Source organism: Streptomyces sp. NBC_00316 (assembly GCF_036158715.1).
GTDB lineage: Bacteria > Actinomycetota > Actinomycetes > Streptomycetales > Streptomycetaceae > Streptomyces.
Genome location: NZ_CP108023.1, coordinates 699,720 through 722,661, shown reverse-complemented (window position 1 = coordinate 722,661; position 22,942 = coordinate 699,720). Strand labels below are relative to the sequence as shown.

The following is a 22,942-nucleotide window of genomic DNA, read 5'->3' as shown; positions in this document are numbered from 1 at the left end:
AACGGCACGCTGTCAGGGCCGGCCTGAACTTTTCCTGACCGCTCCGAAGGTCTCCTGGACGGGGACGTCGGGGTCGGCGCGGTGGGACTGGCAGGGGTCGACGTGGGCGGTGCCCGGGTAGCGCTGTCCGTCGTCGATGGCCTTGGGCATGTGGCGATCACAAGTCGACGACCGGACGGGAAGCATCGAGCGGCGCCTCCGGGATCAGGCAGGACCACGCTGCTACGCGCCCTTATCGGCCGCTTCCCGCAGGGCGCCGCGATCACCGTCGGCGCCCCCTCGACGTTCTCATAGCGCTGATCGGTCCGGTGCTCGGCGCTGCGGCTTTGATGATGCGGCTCGGAAAGCAGGACCGCATCTTGGGCGAGATCCACGAGAACACCGACGGAGTGCTGAAGCGGACGATCCGGGACGCGGCCATCGAGGCGCTCAACGACCGTGCCGACAGCCGACACCGCAAGGGCGCTGGAAGAGCAGGAGCGCGGGCTGACCAAATGTTTCCGGTCACACATCTATCCCTGTGGCCGGTTTCGGGTGCATCGTTCATCACGCAGGATCACCGGAGCCCCCCAGGCTGCGGCATCCCGTTCGGGCCCCGCCGTGTATGACGAAGCGGGCGGGGCTTGCCGCCCCTCCCGGCCCTCCCCACGGGAGGGTCGGGGTGTGTCCGCTCCTATGCCGCCTCGTACACGTGGGCCTGGCCGCCGCGCCATTCGATCCAGTGCGGTTCGTCGAGGCAGCTCGCGGCGTCGTCGATCCCGGCCCGCCGGAGGAACTCGATGAGGTCGCGGTCGTCGTGGGCGAGTCCGGCGCTCTGTCCGTTGATGGTGACCGGCCGGCCGCCGGACGGCGTGGGCGCATGGACGACGATCGGGGCTGCTGTCATGGGTACAGGCTGACTGGTGGGGTCGGCGGGCGCACCCGGGCGACCCAGATGTGCTGCCCGGTCCGGCGTGAGGATCGGTGCACGGGTGGTGGCCCGGCTGCCCCGCCCTGCCGGTTCTCCGTGGCTGGCGGCCGGTCCGCCCCGTGAAGGTTCTCGCGCCAGGATTCATACAGCAGTGCTGTGGCCTGTGCTCTTCTCTGGTCTCACACCGCTGCACACGGGCGTTGTATCAACCCGACGTCATATCTTCGGCCATGCCCGGCTGTGCCTGTTCTGTGACGTGACAGTCGACGGCTGCGGGCTGTACACCGCTAGTTTCGGTCCCATGATCGTATGGCTCAACGGCACCCACGGCGCAGGCAAGACGACGACCAGTGCACTCGTGCAGCAGCTTCTCCCGGATTCACGCGTGTTCGACGCCGAAAAGGTCGGCGAGACACTCATGGACATCAGGCCGGGGCTGCCCGCGACGGACAACTTCCAGCATTGGCCGCCGTGGCGGCCACTCGTCGTCGAGACCGCCCGCCGCGTACTCGACTACACCGGCGGCACTCTGGTGATTCCCATGACCGTCCTGGTCGAGCAGTACTGGCGCGAAATCAGCACGGGCCTGGCCCAACATGCCATCACGGTAAGGCACTTCGTCCTCCACGCGGACCAGGACACCCTGCGTGGACGCATCGCGGGCGACACCGTGACGGGTCCCAACTCCCCGTTCCGTCTCGCATACCTTGAGCCCTACGCCGAGGCGGCCCGCACGTGGCTGCACGGCGAGGCCGAGGTCGTCGACACCACGCACCTCACGCCCGCCGAGGCCGCCCTGCGGGTCGCCGAGGCCGTCAAAGGGTGAGGCCTGATCCGCCAGGGAGCGCCGCCACATTGTCGTTGAGCGACCTGTGGATCGGTTCTGGAAGGGCACGCGAAGGGCGCACCTTCCCGAATGATCCTTTGATGGTCTCCGAGTAGGCCCGCGTTGCAGCGCGGGTCGGGAATGCACGCCCTGCTCAGCGTAGTCACCGACGACGGCTCCACCAGTCCGGCTCCCTGATCGACGAGATCAACGGTGGTGGTCCGGAACGGACACCATCTCCGAGGTCCTGCCGCTGCTCTGCCTGCACGGCCTCTCGTCGGGGGACTTCGTGCCCGCGCTCGAACAGTTCCTCGGTGGTACCGCCGGGCTGTCGCCGGCGACCGTGACCCGGCTGACCAGGCAGTGGAGTGAGGACTACGCCGCCTTCCAGGACCGGACCTGTCGGACTGCGACTTCGTCTACGTGTGGGCCGACGGTGCCCACCCCGAGGTCCGCCTCGGGCAGGCGCACTCGTGCGTCCTGGTCCTGCTCGGGTCGGTCGGGGTCAGTTGGGGCACCGCAGGTGGCGAGGACCCCGGTGGTGGCCCACCGCCGCCACTCTGCGCGCCAGTGCATCGGCCGCCTCAGCGGCCTGACAGTCCCCACGCTCGTACTGGCCGGGCATCAACCACCACAATGTCTCGAGCCGGCGCGGTCGCCGTACCGTCGCGCTTCCCTACCCGCGGGTGATCTTCACATCCCGCTCGAAGCAGTCCCGGGAGGACTTGCGGCTTGCGGCAGGAGCCGAGCTGTCCAACCGAGCGTGGGTCGTAGACTCCCTGCGTAACGGTTGGCTCTTCCGCCGGCGAGGTCGACGACCTCGGGAGGATCCCATGTCGGGTGAACCTCTACCGTCCCGGTTGTTCAGGATCACTTGGGGGAGGACGCCGTGGCCGCGGCAACAACGATTGTGAACGCGAAGGTGTTCGACGGGACGATGTCGCAGGACTGGACTTCGGTCCGGTTCGCTGACGGGCTGATCACCGAGTGCTCGGCGGCCTCGGCCGCCCAAGAAGGCGACGAAGTGATCGACGCGGGTGGCGGGACTGTGCTTCCCGGTTTGATCGACGCGCACGTGCACCTCGTTCCCGGCGCCCTCGCCCAATCGTTGACCTTCGGCGTCACCACCGTTCTCGACATGTTCAGCAAACCCGACCAGGTGGCGCAGGCCAAGGAGCAGGCGGGCTCCCGTCCGGACGTGGCCGATGTGCGTTCCTCGGGTGTCGGTGCCACCGCGCCCGGCGGGCACCCGGCGATCATGTATGCCCCGTTCCCGACGTTGAACGCCGCTGATCAGGCCGAGCAGTTCGTCGAGGAACGGATCACAGCGGGCTCGGACTATCTGAAGATCATCTCCGGCATCGGGGGTCTATTTCCGTCGCTGGACTCCGAAACCATCAAGGCACTGGTCACTGCCGCGCATACCCGCGGTCTGGTCGTCGTCGCTCATGTGAGTTCGGTGGCCGGTGTCGAGGAGGTTGTGTCCGCCGGTGTCGACGTGGTGGCCCACGTTCCCGTGGACGCCGAGCTGGACAAGGCTCTGGTCGGACGCATGGCCGAAGCCGGAATCGTGGTCGGTCCGACGCTGGCGACCATCGAGAACACCCTCGGTGAGGCGGGTGGCGCGGCAGTGGCAGGTGACCCGCGGCTCGCTGAGCCGCTCGGGGACGCCTGGGTACGCCGGTTGACCTCGAGCGCCTCGGGATGGCGTGGCCGGAGAATGCCGCCCTACTCGCGGGCCGAGGACAACGTGCGGCGATTGGCCGATGCAGGGGTCACTCTGCTGGCGGGCACCGACGCCCCGAACCCGGGGACCGTGTTCGGAGCAAGCCTGCACCGGGAGTTGGAGCTCCTTGTCCGGTGCGGCATCAGCCCGGCGCAGGCCCTGGCCGCTGCCACAACCGAGCCGGCACGAGTGTTCGGTCTCGCCGACCGAGGACGTGTCGCGGCCGGGCAGCGTGCGGACCTGGTCCTCGTGTCCGGTAACCCGTTGACGGACATCACCGCAACACGCGCGATTGAGCGGATTTGGCGCGCGGGCACGGCCTGCGATCGACGCGCCTTCGTCGCGAGCGCTGCCGAAGCTGAGCAGCTCGACGCTTTCGACGCCCAAGTGGCCAAGGCCGTGGCAGCCGTGCGCGAACGCCGGTCCAACTTCGACCCGAGGAAGGCCCGCTGAACGCGGGTCCCGTAGCTCATGGACCCGCCCAGATGCGGTTGGCGGCAGCGCCGTCGGAGGCGACGACCTGATCCGTAGAAGGCCGAGTTCGGCAGTGCGGCGGCGCGTGCTGCCTGCGCTGTCCATGGCACTCCCTGACATCCGTCAGCGGTGCCCGCACCACGAACGACATGCGGGACCGGTACCAAGGCAAGTTCACCGAACAGACCGACATCCCCACAACCACCGGCCGACCACGATCCACAAGGCTTGACTGGTGCTCGGTCTGAACTCCTCACCTGGCCGCGACGGGTTGAGGTCCATAGAAGGTTCGGTCGCGGAGCATCGCGGAGGAAACGTCGGCCCGCCGCCTGGGGAGGCAGAGTAGTGCTTGGGTGTGGTGCTTTTCCTGGCTCCAGCGGCGCGCTGGTGGGCCCGGCAGACGGTGGAGTCCACATTGACCTCCCGGGTGATCAGCCCCTTGGCGTCGGCTTCGGCCTGGAGCTGGGTGAGGATCCTCGCCCAGGTACCGTCTCGCTGCAGTAGTCGGAACGGGTCGCAGACCCGGGCCCATGGCGCGTAGCGTGCGGGCACGTCCCGCCGGGGGCACCGACCACGACGCGGATTTCGCCGGATCGCCCCGGTCGCGGTTCCGGCTGCAGATGTCGGCGGTGTTCGGGGTTGTCGAAGTCGAAACGGCAGCCGGCATCCCACTCCGAGCCTTGATCGCCGTGCGCCGGAATGCCGCCTGCGTCCTTGGCCGGTTCCGGTGCACCGCTGATCACACGTCACCCCCGAAGCCCCCAGGCCGAGGTATTCCGTTCCGGCCCGCCTGGTGCTGCGAAGCAGGCGGGGCTTGCTGCCGCTCTCGGCCCTCCCCACGGGAGGGGCAGCAAGGTGCGTGCCCGCTCTTATGCTGCCTCGTACCGGTGGGCCTGGCCGCTGCGCCATTCGATCCAGTGCGGGTCGTCGAGGCAATGCTCGGCGTCATAGACTCCGGCCCGCCGGAGAAGTTCGATCAGGTCGCGGTCGTCGTGGACGAGGCCGGCCATCTCGTCATTGATCGTGACTGCCCGGCCCCCGGACGAGGTGCAGCGATGCACGACTATCGGGGCTTTCATCATCCATCCAGGGTGCGTCCGCCCGGCTGCTCGTGCACGCCGTGCAGGACACCGGGCCGAGGTGCGAGCTGCCCGGTCCGGCATGAGGATGGGAGGACGGGCGGTGGCCTGGCTGTCCCGGCCCTGCCGGTTCTCCCTCCCCAGACGGCCGGACCGCCTCCCGATAGCCAAGGCCCCGCCTGTGGCGTCACGCCGCTTCGTAGACGTGGGCCCGGCCGCCGCGCCACTCTATGATTTGCGGGTCGTCGACCAGCGTCTCCGCGTCCGGGAGCCCGGCGCGGCGTAGGAACTCGATCAGATCGTGATCGTCGTGGGCCGGTCCGAGGATGTGGCCATACGCGGTGACGCGCCGGCCGCCTGTCGGAGACGGCCGGTGCACGACGATCGGCGCGCTCACTGTGCCCCCAGGATGCACCCCGCGCGGCTCAGCGGGTGCACGCAGGTTGTCTGCCACCGAGTCGTCCATTCGGCTGCCGTCGACGCTTCCGCCGAGCACGCTGCCGTCCGCACGCAGCGACATGAGGGCGCCGAGCCGTCTCACGGCCACGGCCACCACCTGAGGGCTGGTGGCCGTGGGCAGCCTCGGCGAGGGCCGTGGCGAGGTGTGGCTTGTATGCGGGGCCGATGCGCTGCACCAGGCTCCCGGGCTCACCGCCGCAGGTCAGGCCGACGGCGAAGGAGTCGTCGTCGGAGTCCCCGAACCGTGCATGCCTCGCCCCGCCTTGGTCGTGGGGTGCGTGTTGGCACAGGTCAGGGCGGCACCCCCGACGCAGCCGCCGGAGTGCGGGGCCGTGGGATGGGGAGATGGTGACGAAGCGGCCTGGTGTCGTCAGCGGGCGATGTAGCCGCCGTCGACGGGGAGGGCGACGCCGATGACGAAGCCGGCTCCGGGGCTGCGCAGCCACGGAACGGCCTGGGTGATCTCTTCCGCAGTGCCGAGGCGGTTGATGAGCTGGTTGGCTTCGGCTTCGGCGCGGTCGAGTCCTCCCTTGGCGATCATGTCGCTGACCGCGGGGGTGCCGATGGTGTCGGGGCTGATGCGGATTCCGCGCGGGGCGTAGGCGACGCTGGCTTCGGGGGGACGGAGAGGATCCTCTGGCTCTCGGAGGCTCCGAACAGCAGGGCCGCCTGTGAGCTTGCGGTCATGGGTGACGGGTGCTTCCGATGGAGGAGCGGATCCTGCCGCTCGCGGCGCGAAGTGGCGGCCAGGGAGCGCGTGGAGCTCGGCGACTGTCCCGTAACTCCTGGTGGCCGTGCGACGACAGGTACGGCCGCTGTGTAGCCGGAACATCCGGATACACCCAGCTCGAGGAGGCCGCGTTGCGATGCATCGCACCTGATGGCGCGCGCTGGTCGACCAGGGATTATGGAACAGCCCGCAGCCGCCGGATGGATGCCGTTCGTCCCGGCAGGCGCTTCTTGATTGGTTCCCGTGCGTGTTGGCTCGACCACTGTTGGCGACCACCGCGCTCCAGGAACCGTTCCGTGGCGACCGGACCACGCTGCTGACGGGTAGGGGCAAGCGTTACCGATGGCGGGGACCCGTCAGCCGCCGGGGCCTCCACTGCCAAATGCCCCGCCGTTGTCATGCTTGCGTGCGTCTCTCGGCGAAGAGGGCCGGTTGATCTCGTAGGGGCTGAGACCTTCCCCGAAATCATCTGCCTCCCTCCTGTTTTCGCCTTGCCACCGGTTTCGGGAGGAACGTTCGGCCCGTGGTCCCTGCTGTCGTGCTCGTGCCCGACGGCGCGCGTCCCACCAGACGAGGCCAAGCAGAACCGCGACTACGACCACCATTATCCCGAGGGGGAAAATCCAGCGCACAGCCGAGGCGGCCACGGTGATGTCACTGATGGGAATCTGGCTCACGTGGTAGTTCATCTGGCACACGTCCTTCCTGAGGGAGTTCCGCCGCTCACACAGCGAGGCAGTGGCTTCCGCTCATTTGGGAGAGCCCGCGACGGCCGGACCCCAGCTCCGTAGCTGGGCCCCGCCTACGTAGGCAGCCTCACTGTGTTGCGTACATCGCGCAGTCGTCCAGTTCCGGGCCGCCTGCAAGGAACCCGCAGCGCACCGGATTCAACGGCCGAGGGCCTGGCGCACCTGTTGCTTGTTCATGAGTGAGCGGCCGTCGATGTTCTTCTTCTTGGCCTCCTCGTACAGCCGGTCCTTTGTGGGTTCCTGTGAGCCGCTATGCCGGCGTTGCCCGCCACACTGGGGGCGGACTTGGGGTCGTGGGTGGAAGTTCTTCTCCAGGACTTGGCGATTTCCTTCGCACGCTTCTCGGAGGCGCCGTGGTTCTCAGCACCTACTTTGATGTGTTTGTACTGGCGTTCACGCTCAGGGCTGGATCGGGCTGGCGTGACTGACGCTCTCCTCGCTTCTGCTGTGGTCGACAACGCCGGGCACCCGGGAGAGCTGTTCTCCGGGGCATGTTTCTGCACACCCGGCTACCCCCAGTGCACGCGCAAAACCTGCCGCTCGCGACACGAGTGAAGGCGAAGAAGTTCACCTATTCAGGACGCCGAGAATTGACAGGCGGACACAGCGGCGCTGCGGCGCGGTAGAGGTGGGCCGTACCGCAGGGGGCATCAGCCTGACCCGCCGATGGTGATCCGAGTCCGTCACAGACCGGCAAGACGAGTCGCGAACAGTTTCGGGGCCGAGGCGGAGAGTCCCGCTCACGAAGGTACGGAGTGGCGACCGAGGGCAGCTGGGATCCGGCGGATGATCTTCTGTCTCGGGGCGTGGAACGGTGCGTGCCGCGTCGCGCCCCGCCGGACGGGCGACATGGACGTGGGGATCACCCGGCACCGAGACCGGACGAGCGCCGAGAAAACAGCGCGAGAGTCCGGGACAAGGGCCGCCGGTGTGCACTCGCCCGACTGGATCTCGCTGACCTCCCGGGCGGCGCTGAGGCGGTCGGCACGCTCGCGGACGAGCCGGGCAGGGGCGACGTCCCGGTGAACTGCGCGGGTGCGGTTACGTCCACGCACTTTGTCGACCTGGAGCGCTCGACGGTCCAACAAGTGCTGAATGTCGACCGGATCGACCGGTTCCTGTGCTCGCAGGATGTCGCGCGCGCCGCATGATCGGCCAGAGCTTCGGGAGCGGATCATCAACATCACGTCTGTGCGCGAGCACCAGCCGTGCGTGGGATGCCGCCCCGTATTGCGCCGCCAAGGGCGGGTTCGACCTGCCGGCCCAGGTGCTGGCACTGGAACGCGCCGAGTACGGCGTCACGGCGAATTCTGTGGCGCCCGGGGAGATCGCGACCCCATGACGGACCAGGAGGGCACCCGTGTGACGAAGATCGAGCGGCTGCGTATTCCATTGCGCCGGCCGGGCGACGCACGCGAACTGGCCGCGGTCGTCGCTTTCCCGACGAGGCCGGAGTCCTGCCGCACCACGGGACACTCACGCATGGGATGCGCACCGTGCGCCCGATCGAACCGAGCTCTCTGAACGGCGCGCGCCCACCTGAGTGATTCCGGTACGCCACTCCGGTCCCGACAAACCTGCCGTGTGAGGGGGCGGGCCAACCATCGTCGGTACCATCACGAATGGGGGCAGAACACCACCAACCGCTGCGGTAACGAGGAGCTGATCATTGATGGCCGTATGCGAGGTCTGCCACAACGACTACGAGTTGGCTTTCGAGGTACGTGCCGCCGGAGCGGTGCACATCTTCGACAGCATCGAATGTATGGCCCAGAAGATGGCACCGATCTGTGGCACTTGTCAGTGCCGAATCCTCGGCCACGGTCTTCAGGCGGACGGGCAGTTCTTCTGCTGCGCGCACTGCGCCCGCGAGCGCGGCGTCGCGCAACTCGTGGATCACGCCTGAGCACAGCGTCCTCTCCCGCTCCTGCCACCCGACGCCCGGCGCGATGCCGGGAGCCGGAGCAGTGCGCGCGACGTTCTGCGGAGGGGGTCACTCGGACGTCGCAGACGCAACGAAGCGATCGGCCGCCGCTTTCAGCGAAATGGTGAACTTCGCCTTCTCATCACCAGTCATATGGGACGTGCCCGCTGGAAGGCGCCACCATCGATTTACCAGGTAGGGACGGAGATCGATGGCGCAGGAACTGCAAGGAGCCGCACTGGCCGAGCCGGTGGCCAGCAAGCGCGTCCGTGCCGGTGTCAGGCTCATGGGCTGGCTGACGACTACGGACCACAAGGTCATCGGCAATCTCTACATGGTCACCGCGTTCAGTTTTTTTCTGCTGGCGGGGCTCATGGCCATGGTCATGCGAGCGGAGTTGGCCCGACCTGGACTGCAGGTGGTCAGCGCCGAACAGTACAATCAGCTGTTCACCATTCACGGCACGATCATGATGCTGCTGTTCGCCACCCCTCTTTTCGCCGGCTTCGCGAACGCCATCATGCCGCTCCAGATCGGCGCGCCCGACGTCGCCTTCCCCCGCCTCAATGCACTCACCTACTGGCTCTACCTCCTTGGCGGAATCATCGTGGTGTCCGGGTTCGTCGTACCTGGTGGTGCGGCGGACTTCGGCTGGTTCGCCTACGCCCCGCTGAACAGCGCGGTCTTCTCGCCCGGGACTGGTGCGGACCTGTGGACCATGGGCCTGGTGCTGTCCGGGATCAGCACGACCCTCGGTTCCGTCAACTTCGTCGCCACTATCGTCTGTCTGCGCGCGCCGGGAATGACGATGTTCCGAATGCCCATCTTCACCTGGAACATCCTGTTCACCTCGATCCTCGCGCTGCTCGCCTTCCCGGTACTGGCGGCCGCGCTGCTCGCCCTCGAAGCCGACCGGAAGTTCGGGGCCCATATCTTCGACTCGGCCAACGGCGGTGCACTGCTGTGGCAGAACCTCTTCTGGTTCTTCGGTCATCCCGAGGTCTACATCGTCGCGTTGCCGTTCTTCGGGGTCGTCAGCGAGATCATCCCCGTGTTCAGCCGAAAGCCCTTGTTCGGATACTTCGGCATGGTCATGGCCACGATCACCATCACCATGCTGTCGGCGGTCGTCTGGGCCCATCACATGTTTGCCACGGGCGCCGTCCTGCTGCCGTTCTTTTCCGCCATGTCCTTCATCATCGCCGTGCCCACGGGAGTCAAGTTCTTCAACTGGATCGGCACCATGTGGAACGGCAGCCTGTCCTTCGAGACGCCCATGCTCTGGGCCATCGGCTTCCTGGTCACGTTTCTTCTGGGCGGTCTCAGCGGGGTTCTGATCGCCTCGCCCCCCATGGACTTCCACCTCACCGACTCGTACTTCATCGTCGCCCACCTGCATTACGTGCTCTTCGGAACAGTCGTCTTCGCGATGTTCGGCGGCTTCTACTTCTGGTGGCCCAAGTGGACCGGACGCATGCTCGACGAACGCCTCGGACGCATCCACTTCTGGACTCTCTTCATCGGCTTCCAGATGACCTTCCTGGTCCAACACTGGCTCGGAGAGAGCGGGATGCCCCGGCGCTACGCCGACTACCTCGCGGCGGACGGCTTCACCCTCCTCAACACGATTTCGAGCATGGGCTCGTTCCTGCTGGGTCTTTCGACACTGCCCTTCCTGTACAACGTGTGGCGCACCACCCGCTACGCGCCGAAGGTCGAGGTGGAGGACCCATGGGGCTACGGCCGCTCATTGGAGTGGGGAACCTCCTGCCCGCCCCCGAGGCACAACTTCCGGTCGATTCCCCGCGTGCGCTCCGACTCACCGGTTTTCGACCTCAATCACCCGGAAGCGCTGGACACGCCGGGTCCGCGCCGAGGCTTCACATCCGCCACGGACACACCAGGAGAGATCGGCAGATGAAGACCGAGGCCATCGTCTTCGCCGGCGTCGCGGGATTCTTTCTCGTGACCGACGTCCTCTACGCGGCATGGTCCCGGGACCCCGCCGGTACGGCGACCCTCACCGTCTCCCTTCTCATGGCGCTGCTGATCGCGTTCTTCTTCGCCACCAACTACCGGCGCAAAGGGCTACGTCCCGAGGACCGCAAGGACGGCGACATCAGTGAGCGGTCCGGTCCGGTGGACTTCTTCTCTCCCCACAGCATCTGGCCGGTATTCACCGCTGTAGGACTGGCCGTGTCCGCCCTTGGCGTCCTGTTCGGTCTGTGGCTCTTCCTGATCGGACTGGGCATGTTGTTCGGCGGGGTGTTCGGATTGGTCTTCCAGTACGCGCGCACGCAGGACTGAGGTCCTGGCAGCGCGAGGATCATTACTCGTGGCGTTCGGTGGCCGGCTCCGGTGGCGCCGTCCGCTCCACGATCACGGATCGCTGCTGCTCGGTGACGGGCAATTCGACGACGTCTTCGTAGTACCAGCCGCTCAGCGCGGTCCGCAGTCGGTGACGACGTGAGACCCGGCCTTCTGAAGGGAGCTTCAGTGGCTGTGGGACATCGCGCATCAGAATGCGGTAGCGGGCGGCCGGCGCCAGAGCGCGGTGGCCGTCCGAGAGGTCTCCATGGACCGCCTGGGTCACCTGCCCGGTCTCCTCACCCTCGGTCAAGCGTTGGAGGTCCCGCATCTGAAGGGCCAGGCAGAGCCGTTTGGTGACCGCGAACGCCAGGACCGGAGCGACGATCAACGCGATCCTGAGGATCCACGTCGTGGCCTCGACCGAGATCCGGAACGAGAACGCGATGATGTCATTGCCCCCGGCGACCAGAAGAACCGCGTAGAAGACGACGGCCGCCACGCCCAGCCCCGTCCGAGTGGGGCGGTTGCGCGGCCGGTCGCACACATGATGTTCCCTGCGGTCACCCGTCACCCACTTCTCGAAGAAGGGATAGAGAAACAGCAGCAGGAAGACGACACCGGGCAGCACGAGCGCCGGAATCAACACATTCCACATGACGGTGTGACCTGCGGCGTTGGTCTCCCATGGCGGCATCAGCCGTAGCGCGCCCTCCAGGAACCCGACATACCAATCCGGCTGAGCCCCGATGGAGACCTGATCGGCACGGTAAGGGCCGTACCTCCACACGGGGTTGATCTGGGCGAGCCCTCCCATCAGGGCCAACACGCCGAAGATCACGAAGAAGAAGCCTGTGGTCTTCGCGGAGAACTGCGGGAATGCGGGCGCGCCGACAGCATTCTTGTTGGACCTGCCCTGGGCGGCCCAATGCGTGTGCTTCAGGTAGACGACCAGGATGAGGTGAACGCTGATCAGCGCCACGAGCAGGCCGGGCAGGAGCAGGATGTGAAGGGCGTAAAGACGCGGAATGACCGCATTTCCGGGGAACTGCCCACCGAAGACGAACAGCTGCAGATAGGTGCCGACGACAGGGATTGATCCCACAATGGTGCCCGCCGTCCTCAAACCGGTCCCGGACAGGAGATCGTCGGGCAGCGAATAGCCCGCGAAGCCTTCGCCGAGCGCAAGGATGAACAGCGCCACGCCCACGGCCCAGTTGGCCTCACGCGGCCTGCGGAACGCACCGGTGAAGAAGATCCGCAGCAAATGGACCGCGATCGCTGCCACAAACACAAGAGCCGCCCAGTGATGGACCTGACGAATCAGCAGGCCTCCCCGCACCTCGAAGCTGATGTCGAGCGTGGTGGCGTAGGCCTGGGTCATGCGCTCGCCCTGAAGCGGAACATAGGGGCCGGTGTAGACGCTTTCCACCATGCTCGGGTCGAAGAACAGTGTCAGATACACACCGGTGAGAAGAAGGACCACGAAGGAGTAGAGGGCGATCTCACCGAGGAGGAAGGCCCAGTGATCGGGGAAGGCCTTGCGCACCAACCGTGCAGCGAGTTCACTGACGGGCAGTCGCCCGTCCAGAGCCGTGTATGCGCCTTCCGCCGCCCGTCCTGCCGGGGCCCCGAGCTCCGCTCTGCGCTTCCGAAAAGGCATGCATCACTCTCCCGTCGAACCACTGCTCGGAACATGGGTATCCCGTTCACCCGACGAGATCACGCAGCAGCGCAACATAGAACCCTGATCGGCCGACCGGCAGACGGCCGACGTCAATGGCAGCGCGACGCCTCGGCACCTGTCGGCATCGTTCGACGCACCGTCAGCCCTGCGCCACCGTGAAGCTCTGGCCGCAGACGTCATGTACCGGCTTGAGGTCGTCGCGGCCCGGCCCCGGCATCGCGCCACCAAGGCGTACCCGATTCCGACCGCACCGGGCGGAGGACCAGCGCAGGTCCGGAGCTTCTACCGAAGCTGTCTCGAAGACGGTACCGACGGTCCTCGGTGAGCGACCAGCCCAGCTCCGCGCCGAGGGCGGCATGGACACATGCGGCGATGCGCTCGCTGTCGACCAGCACGCCGTCGCAGTCGAACATGTCGAGTTCAATCGGCTTGAGTGTCCCAGTAGCACAGGGCTTGCTGTGGTTACGCGGCAGGTAAGAACCTTGCCGGCCCGGCGCCCCGACACATGGCCGCGGTACCGGGCCCGCGGCGTCGGGGCAGGTGGTCGGCCTTGCCGGCCTCGGTGTCGCGGATCATCTGCTGGAACGCTTCGTGGCCGTCGGTGAGGTGCTGGTTCTCGTTGCCGAGGACGGCGATGGCGCTGTTGCCGTCAGCGTCCGTGCCGAGTCCGAATCAGTCGCATCTCTGAACGGCACGGGACCTTCAGTGCGGCTCCACCCAGCCGTGTCGGACGGCGTGACCGCCAAGCTGCATCCGGGTCCGAACGCCGGCTATGTCCATGAGGTGGCGCAGGCGTCGGTGCAGCGTGCGCGGTGACAGGCCGAGCTGTGTCGCGGCCGTCGGGTCGGTCAGGCCGGCCAGCAGTAGCGCGAGGATCTTTCGGTCGAGGTCGGTCGGGCCTTCCGCACCGAGCTCGACGGTTGTTCCGGTTTCGCCGCCGGTACCCGACAGTTCGAGCGGGTGGGCGGTGCGCCATACCGTCTCGAACAGCGCGTCCAGGGCATCCAGCAGGCCGCTGCGGTGCAGCAGAACGGCGCCGGGCTCTCCCGCCGGTGTGACCGCGAGCGGGACGAGGCCGAGGTCGGCGTCGGCCAGCACGAGTTTCATCGGCAGCTGGTCGGCGACACGCAGTTGCACGCCGTTGCGCAGTGAATCGATCGCATCGGTGATGATGCCCGGCTCGGCCAGCACCGCCCGGTCCAGTACCACCCGGAAGTGCACGCCGCGGCCGATGGCCGCGGGTTCGGCCGTGTTCTCGTCGGGCGGCACGGCGAGGAACGGTGCGGTGATGAAGCTGCGGACCTGCGTGCGGGCTGCCTGCTGCACCTGCAGGAAGCGATGACGGATGGCGTCGACGCCCGTGACGACCTCGATCAGATCGCTGATGCTGTTCCCGGTCATCGCGGCCCGGTGTTCCTCGGCGAAGGTCACCAGCGCGTGCTCGGCCATGCGTAGCCCGTCCCGGCGCTGGCTGATGAGAGCGCCGAGCGCCATGGCCGGCGGCGCGGCCGTGTACTGATCGTCCGCCGACCCGATCACCAGCCCCCACCCGACCAGGCGGGACAAGGCCTTGTCGACGTCGGCCCGCGATACGACGAGCAGATCCGACAGCAGCATCGCGGTGGAGTTCGGCCGTCCGAGCAGCGCCCGGTAGACGCGCTCGTCATCGGGTTCGAGGCCCAGAACATCCAGCATCGGCGACCGACTCTCTTCCGCTTGCCGCAGCGGGGAGAGTATGCGCCATGGCGGCAGACCTTGAATAGTCCCTGCTGGGAGCAGGTGTGACGGGAAGGGCCCCGGGGAGTCGCCTCCCCGGGGCCCGACGGTGCGGTTCATCGCAGGCCGTACGCCCGGATGATCTCGTTCTTGACGCTGAAGCCGCTGTCCGTCCCGGCGCTCGCGCGGACCGAGATGAAGCCGCCGCGCTTCTTGGCCGTCCTGAACGAACCCGTCCAGTAGCCGTGGGCGCCCTTGGCCAGGGTCACCTTCTGCCAGGTGGCGCCGTCGTCGTACGAGACGTCCAGCTTCACCTTGGTGACGTTGCCCGGCACGGTGCCGAGGTCCATCGACACCGGCTTGAGCGCGATCTTCTGGGTCGCGTCGGCCCTGACGTCGCCGTGCAGGTCCGACTCCAGCTTGTAGTTCAGGTTCAGCACCGAGAACCGCTCGAAGAAGTCCGAGTCGACGGTGTCGGACATGAACGTCCACTCGGTGTGGGTGCGCGTCGACAGCCGGAAGGCGTCACCGGGCCGCTCCGCGTCGAGGACGGCGCGGTAGGGCAGGTTGCCCGCCGGCACCTCGACCCACTGCATGTCCGTGCTGTTCGGGTTGTCGTGGATCAGCTTGTCGCCCTGGAAGACCTGCAGGTGGGTCGGCGTCTCACCCCAGTCCAAGAAGCCGCCCAGCCGCATGTTGTCGCTGGCCGAGGCCCATGCCTGCACGTTCCAGGTCATGTAGTTCTGCCAGCGGGAGTTGTACACGCCGAAGGCCTCGCCCTGGCCGGGCCGGGTCGCCGGAGCGAACCAGTCCAGGCGGGTGGTGCTGCCCTTGGCATACGTGTTGTCGCCCGACACCATCACCCACGGCAGGTTTCCGTCGACGCCCTGCGCGTGGAACTCCCTCCAGACCTGGCCCGGGGTCACCCATTCGGTGCGGGTGCCCGGGTGCCACTCGGCTTCGGGGAGGTTGAACGACGGGCTGAGGGTGAAGTCGGACCGGTAACCTTCCGCCAACCCGCCGTCCGTGGCCGAGTAGTAGCGGGCATCGATCCGGGCGAGGTCACCCTTGGTCGGCTTGTAGACCAGGGCCCGGTCCGGCACCTGGCCGGGGTATTCCCGGGTCAGGTCGTAGACGAACGGCGTGTACTCGGTCTGCTTTGCGGTCAGCTTCAGGAAGCCGGCCTTGGCCATCGAGACAAGGGTCCTGCCCGCGTCGCGGTGCACGGTGGCGACCGGGATGGTCGACTCGCCGACGTACTCCATCAGGGCACCGACACCGTCGTTGACCACGATCAGCGCCTTCGCACCGGCCGCGACCGCCGCCTCGGTGCGCTCCTGCGGCGAGACCTCGTCGCTGCGCTCGATGACGACGACCTTGCCCTTGGCCCTGACCTTCTTGTACGCGGCCGCCGCGCCGTTGCCCGCGTAGACGGCGTCCAACTTGTCCGTGCCGGTGCCCAGGGCGCTGCCCGCCTGCACCAGCGTCTCGAAGCGGAGCCGTCCGCCCGACGCGCTCAGGCTGAGCGACGGCTCGCCCTTGCGCCAGCGGGTGGTCAGGAGGAACTCGCCCTGCTTCATCGGCTCCGTCGGCGCGACGTAGACGTCGTCGTACGTCGGCGGCAGCACGTACGCGCTGCGGTAGTCCGTGAACGGGTCGAAGCCCTTGTAGTGGACGTTGAAGTCGACCTTGCGCTGACGGTCCTCGGTGCGCTGCGGCGCCTCGGTCTGCAGCAGGCGTGCCTTGCGCGCGTCCAGCATCACGTCCATGGAGCCGTTCTTGAGCACGGTCTCCGGGTCGACCAGCACGGCCAGACCCGAGCGGTCCGACTTCTCGCCGGCCACGTCGAGGTACCCCGCGACGGTGTACAGGCCAGGTGCCATGCGCATGGTGGTTGAGCCGTCGACGTAGACGTTCCACGGCCAGAAGTCGCCGGCCAGGTTGACCGTGACCCAGCCGGCGGCGGGCTTGCCGTCCCGGCCGACCAGCTTGATGTTCAGGTCGTAGCGCTCCTCCTCCTTGAGCAGCGCCACGGACGTGCGGGTCACCGGCTTGCCGGTGGCCGCATCGGTGCCTATCACGTAGCCGACGTGCCGGCCGGCCGAGGCGGCTTGTGGGTCACCGGTCACCGGGACGGTGGCTGTGCCGCCCGCCGGGACGGTCACCTTGGTGGCCCCCAGCGCGAACGGGCCGCCGTCGTCGGTCAGCGCCAGTTTCAGCGTGACGTCGGCGGAACCGGAGTTGGTGAAGGTCAGGTCCTTCTTGACGGCGACGTCGCTCGGCTCGTGCGGCCATGTGTAGTTGCCGAAGAAGAGCGATCCGGTGCCGCGGACCGCGGTGCGTACGGCGGCGGCCACATCGACACGGCCGGTGCCGACCTCGTACGGCGAGTACCCGTCGGCCAGGCCCTTCGCGGTGCTCATCAGGTGTTCCTTGAGCTGCGCGCCGGTCCAGTCCGGGTGCTGCTGGGCCAGGATCGCCGCCGCGCCGACCACGTGCGGGGTGGCCATCGAGGTGCCGCTGAGGGTGCGGTAGAGGCCCTCACCACCGTCGGTCATCTCCTGCGACCGGGCCGCGGTGATGTCCACGCCGGGTGCCGCGATGTCCGGCTTCATGCCGCCGGAGCCGGCCAGCGGGCCGGTGCTGGAGAAGGACGCGAGCTGGTCCTGCTTGTCCGTGGCGGCCACGGTCAGCGCCGAGGCGGCCGCGCCCGGGGCGGAGATGCTCTCCGGACCCGCGTTGCCGGCGGCGATGACGAACAGAGTGCCGTACTGCTCGGAGAGCGCGTCGACCGTCTGCGACATCGGGTCGCTGCCGTCCGTCGGGTAGGTGTCGCCCAGGCTCATGTTGACGACGTCCGCACCGGATTCGGCGGCCCACTGCATGCCGGCCATGACCCAGGAGTCCTGGCCGTAGCCGTCCGCGCCGCCGAGCACCTTGCCGACGAACAGGTCGGCGCCGGGGGCGACACCCTTGTAGTCGCCGCCGGAGGCGGCGCCGGAGCCGACGATCGTGCTGGCCACATGCGTGCCGTGCCCGTTGACGTCGGTGACGCCCTCACCCGGCACGAAGCTGGTCGTGCCGTCGATCAGGCCGGCGAAGTCGGGGTGGTTGACGTCGATGCCGGTGTCGAGCACCGCGACCTTGACGCCCTTGCCGGTGTACCCGGCGGCCCAGGCCTCGGGCGCGCCGATCAGCGGCACGCTCTCCTTCAGGTTGACCTTCACGCGACCGTCGAGCCACAGCTTCGACACACCCGCGCCCAACTTCGCGCCGCCCTGCGGCGCGACGGTGGTCCAGAAGGTGCGGGCCTGCCGCTTCTCGGTGCTGAGGGCCGCGCCGTGGATGCCCTTGAGCTTGCGGGTCAGCTTGCTGCCCCGGGGGGCCGTCGGCTCGACGGCGGCCGAGCGAGACTTCGGCTGGGCGTACGCCGCGATCAGTGGCACCGCGGCCGACTTCGCGTCGTCGTAGCCCATCTCGATCAGGTCGGTGACGTTGAACAGCCGCCGGTCCAGCTTGTCTGTGCCCAGCAGCGGCACGGCCTCGTCCGGGATGACGAACAGGTCACCCTTGATCTCCTGGATCTTTACGCCGCCGACGGCGCTGTCGGGCCGGTCGACGTCGGCGGTCTGCTTGCCGTCGGCCATCGTGGTGACCGTGACGACGTCGCCAGTGACCAGGGTGACCTTGTGGGTCGCCGAGGGCTTGGCGGGAACGGTGGGTTTGCTCGGAGCGGCTTGTGCGGGCGCTTGCAGAACTGCAAGCCCCGACGCCAGCAGCGGCACCGCGGTGGCGGCAGAGAGCAGCTGCCAGCGCCTGCGCCGGAAGGCGGAAGCCTGAGAGGGGGAGAACATGCCATGGGTCTATCGGCCGGTAACGCCGACGAGAAGGCCTGATGAAGGCAAGTCCTTGCCATGGCACGGACTTGCCAGCCGTGAACCGCGCGAATCACGGCAAGTTGCACTTTTCGTACGCAGTCACAAACCTGGCGGCCGCATGAACTCGACCTCGAAGAGGTTGACCGTACGGACATGAGACCTGCCCCTGAGGCATGACGACCGGGTCACCGGATGACCGCCGGGTACTCGCGGATGCGGAGCTCTTCCGGCCAATTGTCGGGATGTCCGCCCTTGATGTCCGACGTGTTGTCGCGGGCCCAGACGGATCCAAGCTGCTTCACGAATGGAACTGCGCCTGCCGGCCGGGAGACTGCGATCAGACCGGTGAGCCATGTGGTGTCAAGCGGGCGGGCGCGGATGCCGGATCCACCGCCGAAGATGACCCAGTCCGGGAGGATCCGGCTGGGGCAGGGTCCGGAGCAGAAGCCGCCGGGAAAAGTCGTGTGTGGGGCAGCCGGCGTGGTCACGGTTGAAGCGGGCCGGGGGTCGAGGAGTGGCTCGCGGGAGAGTTCTTATGAACACCTCGGCGTGTCCGTTTGCCTGCCAAGAGCCCAAGTCGGCACTCGACTTGGTTCAGCCGGGACGACCTCGTGGGCGTGAAGCACATGTGGAAGCGCGGGTGCGCCAGCAGCCGTGTGCGAGCCGGCGGCCCGCTTCGCGGCATGAGACGCATGATGTGGTGTGGCCGAGACTTCGATGCGGCGCTACGCCGTCGGCGAACCGCCTTCCGAGGACTCTGCAGGCCGGAATCTACTGTCCGCATGCGATTTCTCATTCTCGGCGGCACCGCCTGGCTTGGCGGCTACATCGCGACGATGGCATTGGGACGCGGACACCACGTCACCTGCCTGGCTCGCGGCGAGTCGGGGGCTGTTCCGCGCGGCGTGGAGTTCAAGTGGGCTGACCGGGACGGCGCCGATGCCTACGGCGAGGTCGCCCGCGACGAGTGGGACGTGGTAATCGACGTGTCCCGTCAGCCGGGGCACGTCGGGCGCGCAACCGCAGCTCTCGCCGACTGCGTCGGATCGTTCCTTTTCGTCTCATCGGTGAACGTGTATGCCGATCACACCACACCCGGACATGATGAGAGCGCTGCCCTGCTTCCAGCACTTGCCGGGGACGTGATGGAGACCATGGAAACGTACGGGCAGGCGAAGGTCACGTGCGAACGACACGTGTTGAACGCATTCGGTCCTGACCGTTCACTCATCGCCCGCGTCGGGCTCATCGGTGGTCCAGGAGACATCTTCGACCGCACCGGATACTGGCCGCTGCGGTTCTCCCGACCGGCTGCCAACGATGGCAGCGTACTGGTGCCCGACGTGCCTGCCTTGATGACGCAGGTGATCGATGTTCGCGATGTGGCGACGTGGCTCATCGAAGCCGGCGAGGGCGGCCTGGGCGGGGTCTTCGACGTCGTCGGCGAGACGCTCTCCCTGCCCGAGCACCTGGCGACGGCCCGCGAGGTGGCGGATCACCGCGGCTCGGTCGTGGCGGTCGGCCAAGAGTGGCTACTTGCCCACAACGTCGCGCCATGGATGGGCGAGCGGTCCCTGCCTCTGTGGCTGCCCCTGCCGGAGTACGCCGGTTTCAATTCGCGGGACGGCAGTACGGCCAGAGCCGCGGGGCTCGTTTCGCGACCTCTGGCCGAGACACTCGCAGACACCCTTGCATGGGAACTGACCAGAGACCCGGAACGGCCACGGCGCGCGGGACTTTCCGACCACGACGAACGGCGCCTGCTGCATGCGCTCGACGCCGCATAGCGTCAACCTCTCTTCGGCATGACAGGGCGACCGAGCCATCGGTATCACCCGATCAACATCACGCTGCGCGGAGCCGCTTCTCGCGGACATTGATCAACGCTGACAGAGCCAAGTGGTTCTGGAACTCGCGAACGGCGCGGCGCGCTCGAGGTACGTGGGCGGCAGCACGTTGTGGCCGGCGAGGATGGGGGTACGGAGCGGACAGTGTCCCTGGGCCTTACCGGGTCATCTTCGGTGCCGGCCGGCAGCGCTGCCGGGTCCATTCCCACTGCCGAGGCAGTCCGGGCCCAGCTGGACACTGTCGCTGACATGCGCGGCAGACAGTTCCCCATGCCGTGATGGAGGGGATCAGCCCTGGATAGTGCCGGGGAGGGGGACACGATCGACTAAACCTCGATCCACCGAGTGGCTCGCTTGCTGTGGATGAGCAATCAAGAAGAGGTGCCTGCTGACCTGCGATGATGGGAGTTCTGACGCTTCCAGCACGCACAATCAGCAAGGCACCTCGTAGATGCAAGTTTCCCATACTCCGGCAGCGGTCTCCGCTGCGTTCGATGACCCGAACCTGATCGCGTATGCCGGGCTGCTGCCGGTGCTGCGGCTGGCCGAGCGGTGCGGGCTGTCGCGGTTGGTGGCCGAGAAGGTGAAGCTGACCGGCGCGAAGAACGGGGCTGGGGCTGCGGCGGATGCCAAGGTCACCAGCATTGTGGGCGGCATGGCCGCGGGTGCGGACAGCATCGACGACCTTCACGTCCTGCGGCACGGCGCGATGCCGGCCGTGTTCGCAGGTGCCCGTGCCCCGTCCACGCTGGGCACCTTCCTTCGCTCGTTCACCCACGGTCACGCCCTCCAACTCCACGCTGTCCACCGCCGGTTCCTGGCCGCACTGGCCGCGCACACCCCCTTGTTGCCGGGCTCGGACGAGATGGCGTTCATCGATGTCGACTCCACCCACAAACGCGTCTACGGGCGGGCGAAACAGGGCGCCGAGTACGGCCGGTTCAAGGGCATCCGCACCCTGCACCCGCTGCTCGCCACGGTCTGCACCCCGCAATCGAGGCCGGTGATCGCCGGCGTGCGGATGCGACGCGGCAAAGCAGCAGACTCCCGCGGCGCCCCGAAATTCGTGAGCGAGGCCCTGGCCACCGCCCGCGAGGCCGGCTGCACCGGGACCCGAATCCTGCGGGCCGACTCGCAGTTCTACAACGCCGGTGTGATCGCCGCCTGCCACCGGGCCGGAGCCCACTTCTCGCTCACCACCAGCATGAACCCCTCCATCAAACGAGCCGTCCACAGCATCCCCGACGAGGAATGGCAGCACATCAGTTACCCGACCGCGGTGCCCGACCCCGCCACCGGTGAACTCATCTCGGACGCCGAAGTCGCCGAGATACCCCAATACACCGCCTTCGCGAGCCGCAAAAAGAGCGAGCAGATCACCGCCCGGCTGATCGTGCGCCGGGTCCGTGACCTCGCCAAACCCGCCGTCGTGGGTGAACAGGGCGAGTTGTTCCCCGTCTGGCGCTACCACCCCTTCTTCACCGACCAGCCCGCCGCAACCCTGCAGGCCGAGCGGGAACACCGCCACCACGCCGTGATCGAGCAGGTCATCGCGGACACCAAAGCCGGCGCCCTGGCCCACCTGCCTTCCGGGCACTTCCACGCCAACGCCGCCTGGCTCACCCTGTGGGCGATGACCTACAACCTGCTGCGGGCCACTGGCTCCCTGACCTCCGCCTTCCACGCCAAAGCCACCACCGCCACGATCCGCACCCACCTGGTCCACGTTCCGGCCCGGATCGCCCGCTCCGCCCGCCGCATCACCCTGCACCTGCCACACAACTGGCCCTGGCAGCACGCCTGGACACACCTCTTCCACACCGTTCACGGCCCACCCGGCTGACGCGAACAGCCCCTACCCGACCCGCCCGCCGCCAGGGCCCAACCGGAACCGAACCCGTGGAAAAGCTGGGCAGACCAGCGACTACAACCTGCCCATACCCGAGCGCCGACCTGAAACCGGCTCGAAACCGGTCACAAGATCACTCCCCAAACCACGTCGGTGGATCAAGGCTAAAACCGCTCATCTGCGGTGCCGGACCATGTGCAGCTCACCCGCCCACGCGGCAGCCGGGTCAGCTCGCCGGGCTGGTCAGGACGCAGTTCGGATAATCGTTGTCCGGATCGCCGACGGCGACCCAGAGCTTCAGGACCTTGCCTTGCCTCAAGGCGGCGTAGGAGTCGGGCCGCCGCTCACTCTTTTCGGGGTGATAGGCGTCGAAGGAGTGAGCGGCGTCGAAGGTCACACCGACGAAGCTTTGCTTCTTGTTGGAGCCTTGCTCCCAGGTGCCTGTTCCGGACCAGGTCAAACTGTCGTACCAGCTGACGGCGACGCAGATTTTATCGGCGATGAACGTCCCGTCCTGCTTCAGCGTGAGGGTGCCGCCGTCGGCGTCGGTCCACGTGGTCGCAAGTTCGGCCGGCTTCAGAACGGCCGGTTCGCCGTCGGGCGGCGGCATGACCGTGAACCTGCCGCAGGCCGTGAGAGCAAAGGCCATGGCGAGCAAGATCAGCCCAGTACGAGAGTAACGCAACACACTCCACCCCTAGCGGGTTCCGCAGGCCGCGTGCGCGACCGGTGGACTCGAGAACCCACGCCGTACCCTGGCACGGAGTTTGAACATGTTCAA

General features: G+C 67.4%; 17 protein-coding genes and 4 pseudogenes. 9 read left to right on the top strand and 12 right to left on the bottom strand.

The annotated features are described in order from the left end of the window. Positions 1-12: 12 nt before the first annotated feature. Both OG878_RS03285 and OG878_RS03280 read right to left on the bottom strand, forming a co-directional pair. Complete coding sequence (locus OG878_RS03285; protein WP_328885324.1) at positions 13-150, bottom strand: hypothetical protein; 138 nt, start codon at positions 148-150, stop codon at positions 13-15. Positions 151-673: 523 nt separating this feature from the next. Beyond that, a complete protein-coding gene (locus OG878_RS03280; RefSeq protein ID WP_328885323.1) occupies positions 674-886 on the bottom strand; it encodes a hypothetical protein in 213 nt (70 codons plus the stop codon). Between the two features lie 325 nt (positions 887-1,211). On the opposite strand from OG878_RS03280, the gene OG878_RS03275 reads away from it, so the two are divergent. From OG878_RS03275 to OG878_RS03265, 3 genes and pseudogenes are all read left to right on the top strand, one after another. Then, a complete protein-coding gene (locus tag OG878_RS03275; RefSeq protein WP_328885322.1) occupies positions 1,212-1,736 on the top strand; it encodes an ATP-binding protein in 525 nt (174 codons plus the stop codon). 238 nt (positions 1,737-1,974) lie between these two features. Next, positions 1,975-2,231, top strand: a pseudogene (locus OG878_RS03270) (transposase); the annotation flags it as partial. A 394-nt stretch (positions 2,232-2,625) separates the two neighbouring features. Further along, entirely contained in the window at positions 2,626-3,915 is a 1,290-nt protein-coding gene (locus OG878_RS03265; protein WP_328885321.1) for an amidohydrolase family protein, read from the top strand. Positions 3,916-4,562: 647 nt separating this feature from the next. Here the strand turns inward: OG878_RS03265 and OG878_RS03255 are convergent. The 5 genes and pseudogenes from OG878_RS03255 to OG878_RS03235 form a co-directional block, all read right to left on the bottom strand. Further along, positions 4,563-4,652, bottom strand: a pseudogene (locus OG878_RS03255) (flavodoxin family protein); the annotation flags it as partial. Positions 4,653-4,805: 153 nt separating this feature from the next. Next, a complete protein-coding gene (locus tag OG878_RS03250; RefSeq protein ID WP_328885320.1) occupies positions 4,806-5,018 on the bottom strand; it encodes a hypothetical protein in 213 nt (70 codons plus the stop codon). Between the two features lie 184 nt (positions 5,019-5,202). After that, complete coding sequence (locus tag OG878_RS03245) at positions 5,203-5,412, bottom strand: hypothetical protein (RefSeq protein WP_328891117.1); 210 nt, start codon at positions 5,410-5,412, stop codon at positions 5,203-5,205. Between the two features lie 432 nt (positions 5,413-5,844). Continuing rightward, positions 5,845-6,306: an SDR family oxidoreductase gene (locus OG878_RS03240; RefSeq protein WP_328885319.1), complete on the bottom strand. Its 462-nt coding sequence runs from the start codon at positions 6,304-6,306 to the stop codon at positions 5,845-5,847. A gap of 785 nt (positions 6,307-7,091) precedes the next feature. Beyond that, positions 7,092-7,411 (bottom strand): annotated as a pseudogene (locus OG878_RS03235) (plasmid stabilization protein). Between the two features lie 689 nt (positions 7,412-8,100). Here OG878_RS03235 and OG878_RS03230 point away from each other — a divergent pair. The 4 genes from OG878_RS03230 to OG878_RS03215 all read left to right on the top strand — a co-directional run bounded on the left by OG878_RS03230 (position 8,101) and on the right by OG878_RS03215 (position 11,184). Beyond that, complete coding sequence (locus tag OG878_RS03230) at positions 8,101-8,295, top strand: SDR family NAD(P)-dependent oxidoreductase (protein ID WP_328885318.1); 195 nt, start codon at positions 8,101-8,103, stop codon at positions 8,293-8,295. Positions 8,296-8,625: 330 nt separating this feature from the next. After that, positions 8,626-8,859: a hypothetical protein gene (locus OG878_RS03225; protein ID WP_328885317.1), complete on the top strand. Its 234-nt coding sequence runs from the start codon at positions 8,626-8,628 to the stop codon at positions 8,857-8,859. Positions 8,860-9,088: 229 nt separating this feature from the next. Beyond that, complete coding sequence (gene ctaD / locus OG878_RS03220; protein WP_443049052.1) at positions 9,089-10,798, top strand: aa3-type cytochrome oxidase subunit I; 1,710 nt, start codon at positions 9,089-9,091, stop codon at positions 10,796-10,798. After that, positions 10,795-11,184, top strand: coding sequence for a cytochrome c oxidase subunit 4 (locus tag OG878_RS03215; protein WP_328885316.1), 390 nt, complete (start codon positions 10,795-10,797; stop codon positions 11,182-11,184). Before ctaD ends, OG878_RS03215 begins: the two co-directional genes overlap by 4 nt. A gap of 22 nt (positions 11,185-11,206) precedes the next feature. On the opposite strand, the gene qcrB is transcribed toward OG878_RS03215, so the two are convergent. The 4 genes and pseudogenes from qcrB to OG878_RS42170 all read right to left on the bottom strand — a co-directional run. Next, positions 11,207-12,847, bottom strand: a complete 1,641-nt coding sequence (gene qcrB, locus OG878_RS03210; protein WP_328885315.1) for a cytochrome bc1 complex cytochrome b subunit — start codon at positions 12,845-12,847, stop codon at positions 11,207-11,209. A 726-nt stretch (positions 12,848-13,573) separates the two neighbouring features. Next, on the bottom strand, positions 13,574-14,566 hold the full coding sequence (locus OG878_RS03200; protein WP_328885314.1) for a helix-turn-helix domain-containing protein: 993 nt from the start codon (positions 14,564-14,566) through the stop codon (positions 13,574-13,576). Positions 14,567-14,703: 137 nt separating this feature from the next. After that, complete coding sequence (locus OG878_RS03195; protein ID WP_328885313.1) at positions 14,704-18,441, bottom strand: S8 family serine peptidase; 3,738 nt, start codon at positions 18,439-18,441, stop codon at positions 14,704-14,706. Between the two features lie 353 nt (positions 18,442-18,794). Further along, positions 18,795-18,953 (bottom strand): annotated as a pseudogene (locus OG878_RS42170) (hypothetical protein); the annotation flags it as partial. A gap of 294 nt (positions 18,954-19,247) precedes the next feature. On the opposite strand from OG878_RS42170, the gene OG878_RS03190 reads away from it, so the two are divergent. After that, a complete protein-coding gene (locus tag OG878_RS03190; protein ID WP_328885312.1) occupies positions 19,248-20,252 on the top strand; it encodes an oxidoreductase in 1,005 nt (334 codons plus the stop codon). 511 nt (positions 20,253-20,763) lie between these two features. Beyond that, positions 20,764-22,155, top strand: a complete 1,392-nt coding sequence (locus OG878_RS03185) for an IS1380 family transposase (protein WP_328885304.1) — start codon at positions 20,764-20,766, stop codon at positions 22,153-22,155. Between the two features lie 232 nt (positions 22,156-22,387). On the opposite strand, the gene OG878_RS03180 is transcribed toward OG878_RS03185, so the two are convergent. Then, positions 22,388-22,810 (bottom strand): hypothetical protein, encoded by a 423-nt coding sequence (locus OG878_RS03180; RefSeq protein ID WP_328885311.1) that lies wholly within the window; start codon positions 22,808-22,810, stop codon positions 22,388-22,390. Positions 22,811-22,942: the final 132 nt, after the last annotated feature.

What these genes read in the sequence shown, in the direction of transcription:
- OG878_RS03230 (WP_328885318.1), top strand. Translation starts at nt 8,101, where the DNA reads ATGATCGGCCAGAGCTTCGGGAGCGGATCATCAACATCACGTCTGTGC.
- OG878_RS03280 (WP_328885323.1), bottom strand. Translation starts at nt 886, where the DNA reads ATGACAGCAGCCCCGATCGTCGTCCATGCGCCCACGCCGTCCGGCGGC.
- OG878_RS03200 (WP_328885314.1), bottom strand. Translation starts at nt 14,566, where the DNA reads ATGCTGGATGTTCTGGGCCTCGAACCCGATGACGAGCGCGTCTACCGG.
- OG878_RS03185 (WP_328885304.1), top strand. Translation starts at nt 20,764, where the DNA reads ATGCAAGTTTCCCATACTCCGGCAGCGGTCTCCGCTGCGTTCGATGAC.
- OG878_RS03240 (WP_328885319.1), bottom strand. Translation starts at nt 6,306, where the DNA reads ATGTTCCGGCTACACAGCGGCCGTACCTGTCGTCGCACGGCCACCAGG.
- ctaD (WP_443049052.1), top strand. Translation starts at nt 9,089, where the DNA reads ATGGCGCAGGAACTGCAAGGAGCCGCACTGGCCGAGCCGGTGGCCAGC.
- OG878_RS03180 (WP_328885311.1), bottom strand. Translation starts at nt 22,810, where the DNA reads ATGGCCTTTGCTCTCACGGCCTGCGGCAGGTTCACGGTCATGCCGCCG.
- OG878_RS03225 (WP_328885317.1), top strand. Translation starts at nt 8,626, where the DNA reads ATGGCCGTATGCGAGGTCTGCCACAACGACTACGAGTTGGCTTTCGAG.
- OG878_RS03275 (WP_328885322.1), top strand. Translation starts at nt 1,212, where the DNA reads ATGATCGTATGGCTCAACGGCACCCACGGCGCAGGCAAGACGACGACC.
- qcrB (WP_328885315.1), bottom strand. Translation starts at nt 12,847, where the DNA reads ATGCCTTTTCGGAAGCGCAGAGCGGAGCTCGGGGCCCCGGCAGGACGG.
- OG878_RS03250 (WP_328885320.1), bottom strand. Translation starts at nt 5,018, where the DNA reads ATGATGAAAGCCCCGATAGTCGTGCATCGCTGCACCTCGTCCGGGGGC.
- OG878_RS03215 (WP_328885316.1), top strand. Translation starts at nt 10,795, where the DNA reads ATGAAGACCGAGGCCATCGTCTTCGCCGGCGTCGCGGGATTCTTTCTC.
- OG878_RS03195 (WP_328885313.1), bottom strand. Translation starts at nt 18,441, where the DNA reads ATGTTCTCCCCCTCTCAGGCTTCCGCCTTCCGGCGCAGGCGCTGGCAG.
- OG878_RS03190 (WP_328885312.1), top strand. Translation starts at nt 19,248, where the DNA reads ATGCGATTTCTCATTCTCGGCGGCACCGCCTGGCTTGGCGGCTACATC.
- OG878_RS03285 (WP_328885324.1), bottom strand. Translation starts at nt 150, where the DNA reads ATGCCCAAGGCCATCGACGACGGACAGCGCTACCCGGGCACCGCCCAC.